The organism is Nocardia sp. NPDC060255 (assembly GCF_042727395.1).
In the GTDB taxonomy this organism is placed as follows: Bacteria; Actinomycetota; Actinomycetes; order Mycobacteriales; family Mycobacteriaceae; genus Nocardia.
Genome location: NZ_JBHXAU010000031.1, coordinates 1 through 15,845 on the forward strand (window position 1 = coordinate 1; position 15,845 = coordinate 15,845).

At 65.9% G+C, this 15,845-nt stretch carries 16 protein-coding genes; 9 read left to right on the top strand and 7 right to left on the bottom strand.

The genetic code is table 11. The features are described from left to right. Nucleotides 1–326 precede the first annotated feature (326 nt). The gene (locus ACFWF1_RS37605) at nucleotides 327–944 is read right to left on the bottom strand and encodes a DUF6461 domain-containing protein (protein ID WP_379290864.1); all 618 of its coding nucleotides are present in this window, start codon (nucleotides 942–944) and stop codon (nucleotides 327–329) included. Between the two features lie 219 nt (nucleotides 945–1,163). On the opposite strand from ACFWF1_RS37605, the gene ACFWF1_RS37610 reads away from it, so the two are divergent. Then, nucleotides 1,164–1,709, top strand: coding sequence for a DUF2199 domain-containing protein (locus ACFWF1_RS37610; protein WP_379290866.1), 546 nt, complete (start codon nucleotides 1,164–1,166; stop codon nucleotides 1,707–1,709). A 100-nt stretch (nucleotides 1,710–1,809) separates the two neighbouring features. On the opposite strand, the gene ACFWF1_RS37615 is transcribed toward ACFWF1_RS37610, so the two are convergent. Next, a complete protein-coding gene (locus tag ACFWF1_RS37615; RefSeq protein WP_379290867.1) occupies nucleotides 1,810–2,190 on the bottom strand; it encodes an avidin/streptavidin family protein in 381 nt (126 codons plus the stop codon). An 826-nt stretch (nucleotides 2,191–3,016) separates the two neighbouring features. On the opposite strand from ACFWF1_RS37615, the gene ACFWF1_RS37620 reads away from it, so the two are divergent. Both ACFWF1_RS37620 and ACFWF1_RS37625 read left to right on the top strand, forming a co-directional pair. Next, complete coding sequence (locus tag ACFWF1_RS37620) at nucleotides 3,017–3,583, top strand: DUF1120 domain-containing protein (protein ID WP_379291067.1); 567 nt, start codon at nucleotides 3,017–3,019, stop codon at nucleotides 3,581–3,583. Between the two features lie 238 nt (nucleotides 3,584–3,821). Continuing rightward, nucleotides 3,822–4,451 (top strand): glyoxalase, encoded by a 630-nt coding sequence (locus tag ACFWF1_RS37625; protein ID WP_379290868.1) that lies wholly within the window; start codon nucleotides 3,822–3,824, stop codon nucleotides 4,449–4,451. A gap of 8 nt (nucleotides 4,452–4,459) precedes the next feature. Here the strand turns inward: ACFWF1_RS37625 and ACFWF1_RS37630 are convergent, their stop codons facing one another. Further along, the gene (locus tag ACFWF1_RS37630; RefSeq protein WP_379290869.1) at nucleotides 4,460–7,279 is read right to left on the bottom strand and encodes an ATP-binding protein; all 2,820 of its coding nucleotides are present in this window, start codon (nucleotides 7,277–7,279) and stop codon (nucleotides 4,460–4,462) included. Between the two features lie 160 nt (nucleotides 7,280–7,439). On the opposite strand from ACFWF1_RS37630, the gene ACFWF1_RS37635 reads away from it, so the two are divergent. The 6 genes from ACFWF1_RS37635 (at nucleotide 7,440) to ACFWF1_RS37660 (ending at nucleotide 10,569) form a co-directional block, all read left to right on the top strand. Continuing rightward, nucleotides 7,440–7,793 carry a VOC family protein gene (locus ACFWF1_RS37635; protein ID WP_379290871.1) on the top strand — a complete coding sequence of 118 codons (354 nt, stop codon included), beginning with the start codon at nucleotides 7,440–7,442 and terminating at the stop codon, nucleotides 7,791–7,793. A gap of 210 nt (nucleotides 7,794–8,003) precedes the next feature. Continuing rightward, nucleotides 8,004–8,297: an iron chaperone gene (locus tag ACFWF1_RS37640; protein ID WP_379290873.1), complete on the top strand. Its 294-nt coding sequence runs from the start codon at nucleotides 8,004–8,006 to the stop codon at nucleotides 8,295–8,297. Between the two features lie 38 nt (nucleotides 8,298–8,335). Continuing rightward, on the top strand, nucleotides 8,336–8,770 hold the full coding sequence (locus tag ACFWF1_RS37645; RefSeq protein WP_379290874.1) for a YdeI/OmpD-associated family protein: 435 nt from the start codon (nucleotides 8,336–8,338) through the stop codon (nucleotides 8,768–8,770). Nucleotides 8,771–8,795: 25 nt separating this feature from the next. After that, a complete protein-coding gene (locus ACFWF1_RS37650; RefSeq protein WP_379290875.1) occupies nucleotides 8,796–9,386 on the top strand; it encodes a DUF1877 family protein in 591 nt (196 codons plus the stop codon). A gap of 213 nt (nucleotides 9,387–9,599) precedes the next feature. Next, on the top strand, nucleotides 9,600–10,238 hold the full coding sequence (locus tag ACFWF1_RS37655; protein ID WP_379290876.1) for a DUF3558 family protein: 639 nt from the start codon (nucleotides 9,600–9,602) through the stop codon (nucleotides 10,236–10,238). 142 nt (nucleotides 10,239–10,380) lie between these two features. Beyond that, the gene (locus tag ACFWF1_RS37660) at nucleotides 10,381–10,569 is read left to right on the top strand and encodes a hypothetical protein (RefSeq protein ID WP_379290877.1); all 189 of its coding nucleotides are present in this window, start codon (nucleotides 10,381–10,383) and stop codon (nucleotides 10,567–10,569) included. 17 nt (nucleotides 10,570–10,586) lie between these two features. Here ACFWF1_RS37660 and ACFWF1_RS37665 read toward each other — a convergent pair whose 3' ends face one another. The 4 genes from ACFWF1_RS37665 to ACFWF1_RS37680 form a co-directional block, all read right to left on the bottom strand. Next, nucleotides 10,587–10,934, bottom strand: coding sequence for a hypothetical protein (locus ACFWF1_RS37665; RefSeq protein ID WP_379290879.1), 348 nt, complete (start codon nucleotides 10,932–10,934; stop codon nucleotides 10,587–10,589). A gap of 162 nt (nucleotides 10,935–11,096) precedes the next feature. Then, on the bottom strand, nucleotides 11,097–12,170 hold the full coding sequence (locus ACFWF1_RS37670; RefSeq protein ID WP_379290881.1) for a hypothetical protein: 1,074 nt from the start codon (nucleotides 12,168–12,170) through the stop codon (nucleotides 11,097–11,099). Nucleotides 12,171–12,226: 56 nt separating this feature from the next. Beyond that, nucleotides 12,227–13,630 carry a cytochrome P450 gene (locus tag ACFWF1_RS37675; protein WP_379290883.1) on the bottom strand — a complete coding sequence of 468 codons (1,404 nt, stop codon included), beginning with the start codon at nucleotides 13,628–13,630 and terminating at the stop codon, nucleotides 12,227–12,229. Between the two features lie 159 nt (nucleotides 13,631–13,789). Then, nucleotides 13,790–15,760: a S9 family peptidase gene (locus tag ACFWF1_RS37680; protein WP_379290885.1), complete on the bottom strand. Its 1,971-nt coding sequence runs from the start codon at nucleotides 15,758–15,760 to the stop codon at nucleotides 13,790–13,792. Nucleotides 15,761–15,845: the final 85 nt, after the last annotated feature.

A 15,845-nucleotide genomic window follows, 5' to 3' on the forward strand; every position in this document is an offset into this window, starting at 1 on the left:
TGGTCGGCGGGGCCGGGGCTTTGTTGGGCGCGTGGGGACGCCGGGGGGGGGGGCGGCATATTTATTTCTAGCCAGGATGGTTTGGTTATCGACGCGGGGGGGGGGGGCATATTTGGGCCCGCCCCCACCGGTTTCCGGTCTGGTAAGTATTGGACTTCGCCGAATTCTCCCCGCTCGCCCTGGGAAGATCAACGGGGCGAGATCATCTCGATCATGGGGCGAGCGACTCCCGGTCGCTGACCGTGCGCGCACAGTAGCTGTGCAGAACATGGACGACCTCGCCCACCAACACGAAACGTCGGCGCGCGTGTCGGGTGACTCGGTAGTTATTGCGAGGCTGGGGGCAGGAGCCGACCGCTGAGGACGGGACGGTCGATGCGAGCATCTTCTTCAAGCACCCCGACGCCGAGGTTCTCTGCGAGCCGGTAGAACAGTCCGAGGGACCCCCGGGGGCCGTATTCGTGTTCTTCGGGTCGGGCGCCGACGGCCTGGATCTCGGTGTCGAAGCGGTGCGGGTCACTGCCTGTCCGTGTGAAGAGGTCGGTGGTGTCGAGGCCGGTGATGAGGTGGCCGTTCTCGGCGTATCCGAACACCGATCCCGGTTTCATGGTGGCGTGCAGCTCCAGTGCCGCGGTCCCGATCGAGGCGCGCAGCACCAGTCCTCGGTCTTCCCTCGACTTCCAGCTACCGTGCTCCTGAGCCCAGGCCCAGCTTCGGTAATGCCCTGCGGTGACCACATATCCGTCACGTTCGTAGAGAACGCCGCCCAGCTCGTAATGGAAGTCGTCCATCCCGCGCACCGCCACCGTGTCTCGGTCGACGCCCATCCGCTCCAATAGCTCTCGGGCGTTGATCTGACGCGCGAAGGTGAGGCCGACCAGCGGCAGATTCCTGTCGTACAGCCACCCGAGGCCACCGGTGTCGTCATCAGCTGAAGCAATCACAGCGGCTGACACTGCCATGAGCCACCGACATCTGGCCCGGGGCCATCCTCTAGTAGCGGCGGACAAGCCGGTTCCACGCGCCGGGCTGTTGCGGGACTCGCGAGAAGTCCAACGTCCGCTATGCCGCGACCCGCGCGTTCCGAGCGGACGTTGGACGGGCCCCGGACTAGGCCGGTCGACTGCCGGCGTCACCCCTGCGCCCCCGGAAGGTGCTGATCTATGGTGGGGCAATACGCTTCTGGCGTGTCTATCAGCTCCACCTTCTCCTGCTCGTGCTGCGCGGAACTACATGAGGGTCCGCCACTCAGCTACGGAGCCCTCGCACCCGCGTTTTGGAACGCCGACCTTGCGTGCCAACCGGGCAGCGTGCTGGGAGAGGAACAGTGCGTCATCGCTGACACGCATTTTTTCGTGCGGGCGCGCCTGGTGCTGCCGATCGTGGATACCGGCGGCGAGTTCGACTGGGGAGTGTGGGTATCGGTCAGCAAGCACAATTTCGACAGGATGTCGGAGTTGTGGGAGAAGCCCGAGCGGGCCGAGGAGCCACCGTATTTCGGGTGGCTGGCGACGGAACTTCCTCTGTACGAACCGACGACTGTGGATCTGGAGACCAATCTTCATACCCAGCCGGTAGGGAGTCGGCCACTCATCGAATTAGAGCCCACTGACCATCCGCTGGCCGTCGAACAGCGGACCGGGATCACGCTGGCTCGCGTCCGATCGATCGCTGAACAACTCCTGCACGCGAACCCCACGGTCGAGTGAACGGTAGACATCTGCTGCTGCCCTGACCGAGCTGCTTGCGCGCAGATCTCATTGGCTCGCGCGCTGGGCTCGGCGGTCTGGGGTTTCGGTGGGTTCGCGGTCAGTCGCTTGCGCGAGTGAAGGTGTCGCTGTTTGTGAGCACCGCGTGGGCCCAGGGGAGGGTGAGCAGTTCGGGTGGAGCGCCGGGGCTTGGGGGTTTGACGGCCTGGTCGGAGACCAGATGCCAAGCGGCGTGCAGGTTTCCGTCACGGAGCAGACCGGTGAAGGAGCAGATGGCGGGGATGTCGCCCGCGGCTACGAAGGAGAATTGGGCGCAGGGGCCGATGTGCAGTCCTTGGATCGGGACTGCGGAGCCTGCGAAAGCACTGTCGCGCAGGGCGGTTTCGAAGGTGCCGGTCAGCGTGCCGCCGGTGTCGTCGGTGATGGTGAGGCGCGAGCCGTATTCGTTGCGCCACAGTCCCTTCCAATCGATGTCAGCCATATCCGCAGCATATCGGTAAGGGGCTCGATGGCCGAGTCGTCGATCCAGGCGGCACCCGTTGCCCGGTACCGGGGCGGACTGGGGTCATAGCATCGCCCCTGTGTTTTCAACGCGCGCACCTGTCGAAACGAGTGTGTTCAGCTTGTCCGTCGTCCGGGACAGGCCAGCCGGTCAGTCATGTCCGGTTCTGTCGATGAGCGCGCGTCGGCAAGGCTGCGGCGCGGGCGGCTGCTGGTCGGTCGCGACTGCCGAGTCGGCTTGACTGGTCGCTCGTAGGGGAGCCGTCGAGCGCGGAAGTGGATTCGACTGCGCGGGCGGGCGACCTGTGAGAATCTTGAGCACGGTCGATCGTGCCGAGAGTTATTGTCTTGCAATCCTTTCTCGGTGGTTCGGCAGGTGTTGCAGTACTTGGACTTGCGCAGTTGCCGAACGGTCGGTGGCTGCCCATGGATGACCGAGGAGCCCCACACACATGAGCGCCGAAACCAGACCGCAGTTGCCCGCACCGATCGTCGAACAAGTCGGGGACAGTATCACTTACACCCTGCCGGGTGACTGGATGATCCAGGAGCAGGACAGGGGTATCACCATCACGAGCGCCGCCATCACGGCATTTTGGCAGGGGTCGGCGAAGTCGGCGCCGGTGCAGTCACGGCCGACAGTCGAATCCCCAAGCGGCAGCGCTGCTCCCGAGAAGGAAGCGATCACCGGCGAGTTCTACTACGTCGTGCGGCTCGACTCGGGTGCGGAACTGAAGTCCCCGGTCGTGACCGTTCCGACGTCCCCCAAGGTGACGAACACGGAGGGATCGAGCCTCACTCTCCGCGTGCTATCCGGCGCTCAGGCGGCCGATCAGACGACCAGGGGCTTGATCACCCCCAGCGCCTGCGAACCCAGCCTGTCGAATGGCGGTGTGGTCGATTACGGGAAGATCTCTGTCAAGGACTTGAACCCGGATAGCCCGACGGTGCTCGGCCAGCAGATGACGTCGCTCTCGGTGACCTGTGACGCCGCGACCCTCATTGCGTTGGAGTCGATCGACAACCGCGCGTACTCGGCCGTGGAGCCCGGCAACTATGGCCTTGGGCTGATCAACGAAACCGAAAAGCTGGGCTGGTATGTCGTCGTCTTGCGCAATGCGGTCGCCGACGGTGTGGAGGTACTACCCATTACCTCCGATGACCAAGGCGACACCTGGAACTTTGATGCCGTCTGGAGGGCAGGCCGACTCCTCTCGGTGGCATCCATGGACGACCTCAGTCAACCGTTGCGCTGTCGGCAACTGACAGTAGACCTGGTCCTGCACACCATAATTGCCCCTACCAACACCCTGACCTTGAACGACGAAGTCCCCATCGACGGCAACGTCACCCTGACAGTCAGGTATCTGTAACCCGCTCGCCCAAACAGTACCGACCCTGTTGGTGAGATGATCAGAGGGGACTGAGGTCGGCATCGGCCGAGGCGAATTGCCTCAGTTCCCTCTGATCGCTTGTCCAGCAACATATCTCGGAAGGGCTAAGGCGTGGGTCGGGCGGTGGTCGATCCGTACTCCCGTAGTCTCGGCTCAGTGGTGTGTTCCGTGGTCGGCACGGATGTGACCGAGCGGCCCCGAATCTAACTTTATGAGCATGGAAATCAACACGAACATCAGCACCGACATCAACATTCACCTCGAGGTGGCCGATCCGCAGGCCGCCGCCGCGATCTACGACGCCGCGTTCGGACTGGGTGACCGGCTCGGGTTCCTGGCTGCGCAGGCGCCGACGACCGGCTTCCGCGGCTTCATCTTGTCGCTGGTGGTGTCGCAGCCCTCCACCGTCGATAGTCTCGTCGGCACCGCGGTCGACGTCGGGTTCACCGTCCTCAAGCCCGCGAAGAAGAGCCTGTGGGGTTACAGCGCGGTGCTGCAGGCGCCGGAGGGGACGATCTGGAAGATCGCCACCTCGAAGAAGAAGGACGAGGGCCCGTTCACCCGTGAGATCGACGACCTCGTGTTGCTGATGGGCGTGTCGGATGTGAAGGCCAGCAAGCAGTTCTATGTCGACCGCGGCTTGACGGCGTCGAAGAGCTTCGGCGGCAAGTACGCCGAGTTCGCGAAGCCGGGCTCGCCGGTCACCCTGGCGTTGTACCCGCGCAAGGCTGCCGCCAAGGAGGCGGGAGTCGCGCTCGAAGGCAGCGGATCGCACCGCCTGGTAATGGACAGCGGCATCGGCTCGTTCACCGACGCGGACGGGTACGTATGGGATGCCATCGCCTGAACGGTCGATCAGGACCCGTCAGCCGCCAGGGTCAGGCTACGGGTGTACTGATAGGAGCAGTGGGCTCGTTCGAATTCCGTTGCGAGGGCCTGCAGTTGGCCGCGGTCATCGTCGAGTAGGGCGGCAGCCCGCTCGACGATCGGACCGGCTATCGGGTTGCCGGACACCGTGGTCCGAGCCGCGGCGACGAAGCCGCGCGCATCCGGATGGCCGGCCAGGACCGCGGCTTCGGCGCGCAGGGCGACATACCAGTGTCGCCAAATCCAGATGGTGTGCTCGTCCAATTCATCCGGCTCGGTGACCAGTTCGGCCAGCGCTTGTTCGGGTTGCCCGCGGTCGAGCAGCACGATGGCGTCGAAGACAGCACGGTAGGCGACCTGATGGCCGGACTTGCCGCCGAGGGCATCCGCGATAGCCAGCCACTCGGCGCGTGCGGCGTCGTCGCCGCGCAGACCGTGGGCCATCGCGACGGCCCCGGCGGCCGGGGCGAGATTAGCGACGGAGGGGCGGCCGGAGCGCTCCCACGAATCGGCGAATCGTCCACTGCCGGTGAGTACTTCATCGAGATTGCCGAGCAGGGCGTCCACGACCAGCAGCGCGGAGCTGGCGAAATCGCCACGCTCGGCCAGTAAGGGCAGATCGCGCAGTTGTTCGGCCCAGCGGCGGGAATTCGGCAGGTCGCCGACGCCGATGCCGATGTCGGCCGCCTCGGAAAGCGCGTTGACGCGTTCGAGCGCACTGGCGGGCGTCAGCGGCAGGGAGGCCAGCAAGGCGACTCGCCGACGGGTGGTCTCGGCGGCGGCGAAGACATCCCCAGCCCAGAGCTGGGCCGCGGCAAGGGCGTCGAGTGCCGCGCTGTGGGCGAGCGGGTCGCCGGTGCGATCGGCCAGTTCTACCGCCCGGTGCGCGAGCGAAATCGCCACAGTGCCGGGCGATCCCGATTCCGGCAGTTCCGTGCTCGTGAAACCGGTGGACGTGATCGGCTCGGGTGCAACGGTTTTCGACACTTCCTCGGCGATGGCGGGATCGGCGAGCACACCGCATTCGGCGAGGGCCACGGCGGCGAGTGCGGCCGCGTCCGCACCGGCGAGTTCGCGCGCCTCGGACAGCAGCGCCGCGGCCTCGCCCGGCGCAACCGGCTGCGCGAAAGTGTCGGACATGCGGTAGACGGTGATCGCGGCGGTCGCCAGATCCCGGGCTGACGCCGCGGAATCGCCTGCACCGCCGACGGTTTCGGCGGCAGCGCGGTAGAGGCGATACATGTCCGCGCCGCGCATCCGGCAACCGGCCACCTCGGCGGCTCGCCGCAACGCTGCGGCGGCGCTGGCCGGGTCATCGGTCAGCGCCGCCGCCTGTTCGTAGCGTCGCTGGGATTCAGTGATCAGATTTCTGCTGAAAGCCAACTGCGCCAGGGAAATCGCCAGACCATGCGCTTCAGCCCGACGCTCGGGCAACACCGCCGCCCAGGTCAGTGCCGCGCGCATATCGTCGGCGGCGGCGTCGAACGCGGCGCGCCATTCGCGGGTAGTCGGCGCGGGATCGGCGAGCAGCCGTTCGGCGGTCGCGGTGCACCAATTCAGGTGGCGCGCAAGGACTTCGTCGAGTTCACCGGCGGTGGCCAGTTCTTCGCGTTCGTATTGGCGGATGGTCTCCAATGCCCGGTACCGGGTGCCGTGCGCGGAACGCACCATGGTCAGCAGGCTTTGTTCGGTGAGCCGAGCCAGCCCGTCGGCGACCACGATCGGATCCAGTTCCGGCGATCCCGCCACTGTCATAGCGTCGGTGGCGGTGAACGGCGCGACGAACACCGAGACCCGCCGCAGCACGCACCGATCTTCGGCGGTCAGCAGCGCCTGGCTCCAATCCAGCATGGCCCGCACGGACTGATGCCGTTCGTCGGCGCGGCGGCCACCGACCAACAGCCGCAACGGATCCGCGAGGCTCGCGCCGAGTCCGTCGAGTCCGAGGGTGGGTAGCCGAGCGGCCGCGAGCTCGATGGCCAACGCCAGCCCGTCGAGCCGCCCGCAGATCTCGTGCACCTGGTCCAGGTGCTTGGCGTCCACCGGCCAACCCAGTGCTGCGGCCCGATCCACAAACAATGCCACGGCGTCGTCGACGTCATCGCCGAGCGACAGCGGCGGCACCGTGAAAACCTGCTCGAACGGCACCATCAGCCGCGCACGGCTGGTGGCCAGCACGGTCACGTTCGGGCAATGCGCGAGCAGGTGTTCGAGGAACGGCGCTACCCCGTCGCGCAGATGCTCACAGTTGTCGAGCACCAACAGCACCCGGCGCTCACCCAACGCAGCCGACACCGAGTCGTCGAGACTGCGCCCGTGCTGCTCGCCGAGCCCCAGCGCCCGCGCGACCGCGGCCCCGGTCATCGCCGGGTCGGTCACCGGCACCAGGTCCACAAACCATGCGCCGCCGGTGAATTCGCCGGCCAGGTCCGCGGCGACAGTCAAGGCCAGCCGCGTCTTGCCGACTCCGCCGGGCCCCAGCGCGGTCACCTGCCGTTGCGCCCGCACAGCCTCGCGCAGCGCGGAGCGTTCCCGCTCGCGGCCGACGAACGATGTCAGCGGCGTGGGGAGCACGGCGGCCGCCGCGCCGCGGTCCGCTGCCTGTTCGAACTCGTCCGCCCGTCCGGCCAGCGCCCGCCGGTCCGCAACCCCGACCTTGCGCAGCAGCGAGGACACATGGGTCTCCACGGTGCGCACGGAAATGAACAGCTGCGCGGCGATTTCGGCATTGCTGCGATGTTGCCCCACCAGGGCGAGTACCTCGGCCTCACGGTCCGAGATCCCGGCAGCAAGCTTCGACTTCGACACGTCCACATTCTCACCTACCGCCACTTCACTCGCGCGAGAGCATCTCCGTGCGCCCGCTCAGTGGCGGGTTCCGTGGTCACCACGGATGTCACGCAGTCTCGCCGAACCTAACGTAGTTCCCGTACCGACCAGCACAAACACCGGACCTACAGGAGCACATATGACCGCCGCGGCCAAGGGCATCAAGACCGTGCTGCACCCCGTCTCCGACTTGGCCACGGCCACCGCCGTGTACACCGCCCTGCTCGGCGTGCCGCCGCAGATCGAGGGCACCTACTACGTCGGCTTCGAGATCGACGGTCACCACATCGGCCTGGTTCCCGACGGTGGCCCGCAGGCCATCACCACCCCGGTCATCTACTGGGAAGTGCTCGATATCGAGGCCACGCTGGCCGACCTGACCGCCGCGGGCGCAACGGTGCAGCAGGGCCTGCGCGATGTCGGCCAGGGCCGCCGAGTCGCCGAGGTCATCGACCCCGACGGCAACATCCTCGGTCTGCTCCAAGATCGCTGAAAGTGTCTACCCCGCAACCCAACCCGCAAAATCGCACGGAGGAAACAATGACCACTCGCACCACCACCAAGAACAAGCCCACCGTCGGCTTCTCCGCCGAGGAACGCGCCGCCATGAAGGACCACGCTCAGGAACTCGCGACCGCCGCTCGTCGCGGCGCCCGCGCCACCAAGGCCGACGGCACCGCGGACGTCCTCGCCAAGATTCGAGATGGGCGACGCCGATCGTGCGCTCGCCGAACGCATTCACGCCATCGTCACCGAACACGCCCCGCACCTGACGCCCAAGCTCTGGTACGGCATGCCCGCCTACGCCAAGGACGGCAAGATCGTCTGCTTCTTCAAATCCGCCGAGAAGTTCAAATCCCGCTACGCCACCCTCGGTTTCGAAGACAAGGCCACCCTCGACGAAGGCACCGTCTGGCCCACCTCCTTCGGCCTCACCGGCCTCACTTCCGCCGACGAACAGATGATCGGCGCACTGGTCGCGAAAGCGGCCAACTGAACCCCACCGAGCAGCCGCGACCAACAAGGAGAAAGAACATGAAGTTTCGGACCCACGTCGAGCCACCCGAGCCCATGCGGGGTCTGGAAGTTCCGCCCGAAATGGTCGCAGCGCTCGGTGCGGGTGCGCGCCCGCCGGTGACGATCACGATCAACGGGCATTCCTGGCAGAGCCGGGTCGCCCTCATGCGCGGCCGCTACCTGCTCGGCCTCAGCAACGCCAACCGGCAGGCCGCGGGAGTAGCGATCGGCGACGAGGTCGAGGTCGAACTGGAGCTCGACAGCCAGCCGCGCGTCGTCGTCGAGCCTTCGGATTTCGCCCGAGCCCTGGACGACGACCCCGTCGCCCGCGCCGCCTACGACAACCTCGCCTATAGCCGCAAACGCGAGCACGTGCACGCCATCGAGAGTGCGAAGAAGCCCGACACGCGCCAGCGGCGCATCGAGAAGGCCATCGTCACCCTGCGGGGCTGATGGTGCCGAGTTCTATGGTCTGAGGATGGGGCTCGACGCTGGATACCAGGCAATTCCTTACGATCCGCTGCTGGCACGTGCGATGCGCGATCGTGCGGCGGCCGAGGATGCGATTGTGTTCTTCGGCAGGTTGGCGACCGAGGATCTGGCCCACTCCGCATACCGGGACGATCCCCTCTGGCAAGAGCTGGCGCCCGTCGCTCGCCAGATCGTGCTCGAGCGACCCGGCATCCTCGACCGAACCTTCACTACGCGGGCATGGGATGCCGTCTACTGGTTACTTGCGCCGAACCGCCGGGAGGGCGATGGACGCAATCCGAGCGGGCTGGCCGAGATCACCGTATTCGGGGCCGAGCCCTTCGCCTCGGGTGCGACTGCGGGGCAAGGGATTACGCTCCGATTCGTCCGCCCAGCTATTGCGCGGACCGTAGCCGACTATGTGGAGAATAGTGTGGACAGCGCTGCTCGACTGTTCGACGCTGACGCGATGGTGGCAGCCGGTGTCTATAAGAGTCCGCAGGATCGCGAATATCTTCTTGATCTACTTGCCCAGTATGCGAAGTTGTATCGACTTGCTGCCGACCTGGACGAATGCGTGCTGGTGACACTCGACTGAACCAGGTGATCGGGCGCGTGCCTCAGGGAACGGGCCGTAGCCGGACGTCTCTCGGCTGGGCCGCCACAGTTTTCGGGGCAGCCGTTTTGGGGGCAACTGTAAGTTTGCTGCGCTATCGATGCCAACCGTAGAGTCGGATTCGGGGGAGGTGAATCGCTCTCCAAAACGATTGGTGATGAAGGGGTTTCGCGAATGTCCGGTAGAAGGAAATCGGTGGGTGCCCTGGTCGTGGCCGTCGGTGCCGCAGTGCTTCTCGCGGGATGCGGCAGCAGTTCCACCAACGGTCAACCGGCCCCGGGTAACTCGCAGGCGCCGACAACCGCTGTGGTCGAGAGCACGTCGGCCGGGAGTGTGAACCCGCCTGCGGGAAGCGAAGATTCGAATACCGCGAGTCCGAATGCGACGGCCGCGCCTGCCCAGCAGCCCGCGACGGCGGCACCCGCCGCGCTCTGGGATCCCTGTGGGATAGCCGCGGCGGATATCACCAAGGTGGGATTTCGCCCCGACGGCAAGACGGTGCTTACCGGATCCGACAGCTCGGGTGACAGTACGTGTCGTTGGCCGTCCGTCACGGGCAAGTCCGAATTGACGATCGTGTCGACCAGGAAGACGGTCCAGGACTTTATCCAGACCGGACGCTACGTCGATGTCAATCCCGTACCGATCCGCGACCGAGCGGCCTACCAATTCCACGCCGCCCAAGACACGAACAAAATCGGCTGCTACATCGGCGTCACGGTACCGAGCGGCCTGGCCGTCTTCGTCACGCGGAATCTGCAGCCCGATGCGCCCCAAGAACCATGTGCCGCGGCGCGTCGTATCGGCGAAGCTCTGGTCGGGTATCTGCCCTGAGCAAGCGATAGCGCTGCGGGTGTCCCGGTACCAGGAGGCGGGCAGCCTGGCAGTACGGCTGTTCGCTGCCGATTATCGACTGATGAGACGAGCAGCGAATGATGCAGAAGATCGGGTGCTGGGCCATGGGGGAGCAGTCCACGTGCTGACTGCCGTGGAAACCGTTGCGGCAGCCCATGTCCGGTGGTTGTGGGGCTGGGACCGCAAGCAGGACGATCCGCCGTTCGATCTGCGGGCAATCCAGGGCGAGTTCTACGACTGGGAGGCCGACGACGTCCTCGGGAAAACCCTTGCAGCCCTGATGGACTCGCTACCTGGTTCGGATAGTTGATGCTGATACGCTCTAGGTCAGAATCTCCGGGGTGGCAGGCGGTCGGTCGGACTGAGAACGTCCAGCCGTACATCGAAGACGAACGGCACGTCGTCGGGGCCACCGGACAACCACCATGTGCTGACGGTAGCTATGCCGTCGTCGATGTCCTCGATAGTGCACTCGACCGTGGTCGGGCACGGATAGGCCGATGTCGGAAGCAGTTCCGCGCCGAAGTAGGCGCTCTTACCGACCAGTTGGTGAGGTCGCCCATGCGCATCTACCAACTCGACTAGAACGATGCCCGGTTGCGGATCGTCGCTGAGCCAATGGACAGCGCTGGCAGGCAGTTCGCAACCATCGCCCTTGCCCAAGTTCTCTTTCACGGCAACACTCTATCGATCCGGCGGCCCGTCCTGCACCGGCCGACGCCGCGCCCTTGCCGGAGCCGGTTTTGCCCGCGCGCAGCCGCTTCCAGCACATGCACATCCGTCGCCGACAGCGCTGATCGAGCACGAGAAGTGGCGTTGAACATGAGAGATGAACTGTTACAGGGGGTTGTGTGTGTCTCCGCGTCGGTACAGTGACGTCTGTTCGGCGGAGCCGTTCTGTTGGCGGTCGGTTCGGGTGTAGCCGTGGTAGCGGCTCGTCCAGCGGTGGAATTGGAGGTTGCCGGAGATCATGTGCTCCAGCTCCAGCAGGTACCGCCGCACGTCGTGGTCGGGTGGGAGGTGGTCGGTCGCCAGTGTGCCTCTGGCAGTGACGAATTCCTGTTCGGTCGCCATAGCGAGGGCTGCCGCGTGGTCGAGGCTTTGTTGCAGCGACAGGTTTTCGCGGTCCATGAGGAGGAAGACGCAGTTCATGTCTTCCCCGGCTTCGAGTTCCTTGGGGAACGAGAAGATGTCGTTGACCAGGATCCAGTGGTCGATGACCAGATCGTGGAGATGCCGGAGAGTACCGGCTTCGGTCGCGCGTTCGTCGAGGTCGATGCCCAGCCCCCACTCGGTCATCGGCTTCAGCCACTCCCCGTACACGTTCGTGCGGCGGAACCGCAGATAGGTGTCCATATCGGCGAAGCTGGCCGATACCCCGCCCTGCAGTTCCCGCAGGCTCGATTCGATGACGTCGACCAAGGCTCGGAGCATGCGGTCGATCACTGCCTGGGAGGAGGGACCGCCGTAGTGCGACACCGCGGCGGCCAGTGCGCGGGTGCGCCGGTTCTCCGCATACGGTTCCCCCCGCAGGAGGGCGACGTAGGACTGCTTCAGGGCCTCCGCTTCGCCGGGCACCTGGTGGATACGCGGGTCGGCGAAGGAGTCGTCCACCAGGGACGTGGCGAGCATCCAGGTCATGAACCCGAAGAACCGCTCTTCGAGGATGTGCGGGAAACACAAGGCGCCCCAGTAGGGGTGGCTCTGGCCGAGGAATTTGTCGGTGCGGCGGCTGTCGCTCTCGCGCTCCTCGAAGTAGTCCAGCAGGAACGGGCGGAACCGCGCGTTCACCGACGCGACGGTCCTGTCGTAGAGAGGATGAACCTCGCTCGGAAAACTGCTGACAATCCTGGGGATCACGTAGCGGACGTCGGGAGCGATGGCGCGGTGCGTGGTGGGGATGTCGGTCATGAGGTCCTCGCTCGAGCGCTGTCGGGTCATCTCGGTTTCGGGAGCACTGAGCGTTGTCAGCGGCCCGGGAGCGACGAAGTCCCGAGCACATCGGGATCGCTGGCCGAGACCGCAGGGGCGTGCCGGGCAGTGACACGCATACGCAGCTTCCTGGGGCGCAATATCGAGGACAGGGCGGGACTGGAGTCTTGGGCGGGTATGGCGTGCAGCTCCCAGCGGGCAAGAATGGTGGCCAGCGCCAGGCAGGCTTCGGTGACGGCGAAGGTGTCGCCGATGCATTTGCGGGCACCGTCGGCGAAGGGGATCAGGGCGCTGCGTTGCGCTGGGGTCGCGATGGTGGGATCCCACCGGTCGGGGTCGAAACGGTCGGGATCGGGGTAGAGGTCGGCGCGATGATGCAAAAGGTAGGGGCTGTAAGCCACGATTGCGCCCTTCGCCAGTGGATGCCCGCCGAGCTCGGTGTCCTCGGTGACAGTGCGGGTGGCGAGCCAGAACGGTGATCGCACGCGCAAGGTTTCGGTAATGATTCGGCTGGTGAGCGGCAGGTGCGGCAGGTCGTCGTAGCGGGCGGGCCGCCCGGCCAGGACGGTATCGAGCTCGATCCGCAGCCGCGCGGCAAGGTCGGGATGTTCGTCGAGCAGGTGTAGCGCCCACTGCAGGGCGCTGGCGGTGGTTTCGGTGCCTGCCACGAACAGGGTGAGGATTTGGTCGATGATCTCGGTGTCGCTCAGTCCGCCGCCGTCGGTGTCGCGAGCGTCGATCACGGCCGAGAGTAGGTCCGCGGGATGCACGTCCGCGGCGCGACGCTCGGCGATGACCTGACCGATGACGGCACGCAAACGGGTAATCGCCGGCCAGTACGCGCGGTTGCCCAGGATCGGCAACCGCAGCAGCGGGGCCGGCATGATCGCCCGCCGCATCACGCCGTCGACGACCGTATCGACGTCGCGAAAGATGCGATGCAGACTCGACTTCGGCACCGAATGGGCGAACAACGTCGCGGTGGTCACCTGCAAGGTGAGCGTTTTCATCTGTGCTCGGGCATCCACGATCTGCCCGTCGTGCCAGGATTCGGCGATCTCGGTAATCTGCCGGCTCATGACCGACGCGTACTCGGCCATGCGAGACGGGTGAAACGCGGGCTGCATCAGGCGCCGCAACCGGCGATGCATCGAGTACGGACAGGTACCCAGGCCATCGCCGATCGCCTCCCTGGCGCGATCGAACACCGGCCCGCCTTTGTCGAAGACGCGATCGTGCCGCAGCACCTGCTGTGTCAGAGACGGGTCACAGACCATGACGGCCGTGATCGGCCCCATGCCGATGCGAACCAGGTCACCGTAAGCCGGCAGCGATGCCACAAATCCCGCCGGATCACGCAGCATCGGAACAAAATGGCCCAACAGCGGAAGTCTATTCGGAGCGGTCGCAATTGTTGATGTCAAGACTCCTCCAGGCATCGTTGCACTCGAGACAACCGGATGCTGGGAACCTACAGGCGCACAGTAATTTTCGAATAATAACGTCGTGTAGGCCGAGTAACTGCCGGACTTATGGATCAGCTACCGAGGTACTCGGGCGCCCCGAGTACCTCCGCGGGGGGAATGCAGTCAGACGCATTAGCTGAGGTTTTCAACGGTTACCGGGTCGATGTTTTCGGCCGGGGGTGGTTTGAATCCGAAGACTTGGGCGTAAAAGCTCAGTTCGGCGTCTAGTGCGTGGCGAATGTTTTCGGCGCGGCGGAAGCCGTGCTGTTCGCCTTCGAAGACGAGGAATGCCACGGGAATTCGACGTTCTCTTAGGGCCTCGACGATCATTTGTGACTGGTTGAGCGGGACTATCGGGTCGTCGCTGCCCTGTAAGACGATCAGGGGTTTGCGGAGTTGGTCGACGTGGTGGATGGGGGATCGGTCGCGGTAGATGTCGCGCCTGGCCGGGAATTCCCCGATCAATCCGTCGAGGTATCGGCTTTCGAATTTGTGGGTGTCGGCGGCGAGGGCTTCGAGGTCGGCGACTCCGTAATGGTCTGCGCCGGCGGCGAAGGGGGTGTCCGGGCGGGCGAGGGCGGCGAGGGTGGTGTAGCCGCCTGCCGAGCCGCCGCGGATGGCGAGCCGTTGCGGGTCGACTCGGCCGTGTTCGCCGAGCCAGCTGGCCGCGGCGACGCAGTCGGCTACGTCGACGATGCCCCATGCGTCTTTGAGTAGATCGCGGTAGTCGCGGCCGTATCCGGTTGAGCCGCCGTAGTTTACGTCGACGACCGCGAATCCTCGACTGGTCCAGTATTGGGTGCCCAGCGACAGTGTCGGCAGCGCGGAAGCTGTTGGGCCGCCGTGGATTATGACCAACAGCGGTGGCAATTCCCCTGCTGGGCCGCCGTACTGGTTGCTCGCAGGTGGGTAGAACAGCGCGTGCGCGGTCCGTGGTGCGCCGGTGCGGTCCGTCGAGGGGAAGGAGATCGGCTCGGGCACCGAGAGCGATGCGGGGTCGAGGCCGAGTTCCCGTGGTGGGCGGAGAGGTTCGACATGTGGTGTGCTGCCGCCGAATTCGATGCGGTAGACGCCGAATTCGGTAGTCGGCGTGGCCGCCACCACGACAACGGCGTTCGTATCGGCACGCGCGATCGCGGTGATCGTGGAGAAGGGCAGGTCCAGGTCGGCCACCGCGCCGTCCGGGTGGCGTACTCCGAGACCGTCGTAGCCGTCGCGCCAGCGGGCGAAGACGATGCTGCCGTCGTCGAGGACGGTGTAGCGCGACGAGCCCAATTGCCAAGCGGGCATACCGATCTCGGCATCGAGCTCGATCACGGGGGTGACGGTGCCGCCGGGCGCCCAGCGGTAGAGATTCCACCAGCCACTGCGGTCGGCGAGGAACAGCAGCGAGCCATCGGGCTGCCAGCGCGGTTCCATCACCGATTCGCCCGGACCGCCCGCGACGACGGTGTCGGTGCCGGTCGCGAGGTCGCGCACCCGTAGTACCGTGTCGTCCCATGGCATGGACGGGTGATCCCACGACACCAGCGCGAGCGAAGCCCCATCCGGACTGAGCCGGGGCGCGACGACGAAATCCGGTCCGGTCACCACGACTTCCGGCTGCGACTCGCGGTCCGCGGACAGGCGCACGATCTCGTTGCGAACATCGACCGCGCCGCGTCCGTCGACCGGATGGCTTTCACGGACGACCAGGACGGTGCGGCCATCGGGGGCGAGCTCGCCGTCGCCGTATCGGTCGCCGCGCGGCGTGGCGGGGACCGGGGTGAGCGGTACGGGCACACCGCCGGGCTCGAGCCGGTACAGCCGCTGGTCGGCCCAGTTGGTGAACCAGAGCACGCCGTCGCGCACGAACCAGGCCGCGCCCCCGTATTCGTGGACCGCGGTGCGCGCGTCCATGCCCTCGGGCAGCAGGTCGGTGACGGTACCGTCCGCGCTGCGGCGCACGATCTGGGTCCGGCCGCCCTCGGCGGGACGTCCCTCCGGCCAATAGACATCGGTCCCGTCCGCCCGTACCTCCCACAGCCGCACCGCGGCCGTGACGACGAATTCGGAGGTGATAGCGGTCGGCCATGACCCGAAGGGCAACTCTGTAACAGTCACCGGGCCCAGGCTAGTCGTCGTCGGCCGTGCCATCGAGGGCATGCTCGAACTCGACGCAACCGCTCGGTAAGGCCAGCGTTCGGCG

Coding starts and splice junctions, on each gene's coding strand:
- ACFWF1_RS37670 (WP_379290881.1), bottom strand. CDS start 12,170: ATGACCGACATCCCCACCACGCACCGCGCCATCGCTCCCGACGTCCGC.
- ACFWF1_RS37645 (WP_379290874.1), top strand. CDS start 8,336: ATGAAGTTTCGGACCCACGTCGAGCCACCCGAGCCCATGCGGGGTCTG.
- ACFWF1_RS37640 (WP_379290873.1), top strand. CDS start 8,004: ATGGGCGACGCCGATCGTGCGCTCGCCGAACGCATTCACGCCATCGTC.
- ACFWF1_RS37650 (WP_379290875.1), top strand. CDS start 8,796: ATGGGGCTCGACGCTGGATACCAGGCAATTCCTTACGATCCGCTGCTG.
- ACFWF1_RS37625 (WP_379290868.1), top strand. CDS start 3,822: ATGGAAATCAACACGAACATCAGCACCGACATCAACATTCACCTCGAG.
- ACFWF1_RS37615 (WP_379290867.1), bottom strand. CDS start 2,190: ATGGCTGACATCGATTGGAAGGGACTGTGGCGCAACGAATACGGCTCG.
- ACFWF1_RS37610 (WP_379290866.1), top strand. CDS start 1,164: ATGGTGGGGCAATACGCTTCTGGCGTGTCTATCAGCTCCACCTTCTCC.
- ACFWF1_RS37635 (WP_379290871.1), top strand. CDS start 7,440: ATGACCGCCGCGGCCAAGGGCATCAAGACCGTGCTGCACCCCGTCTCC.
- ACFWF1_RS37675 (WP_379290883.1), bottom strand. CDS start 13,630: ATGCCTGGAGGAGTCTTGACATCAACAATTGCGACCGCTCCGAATAGA.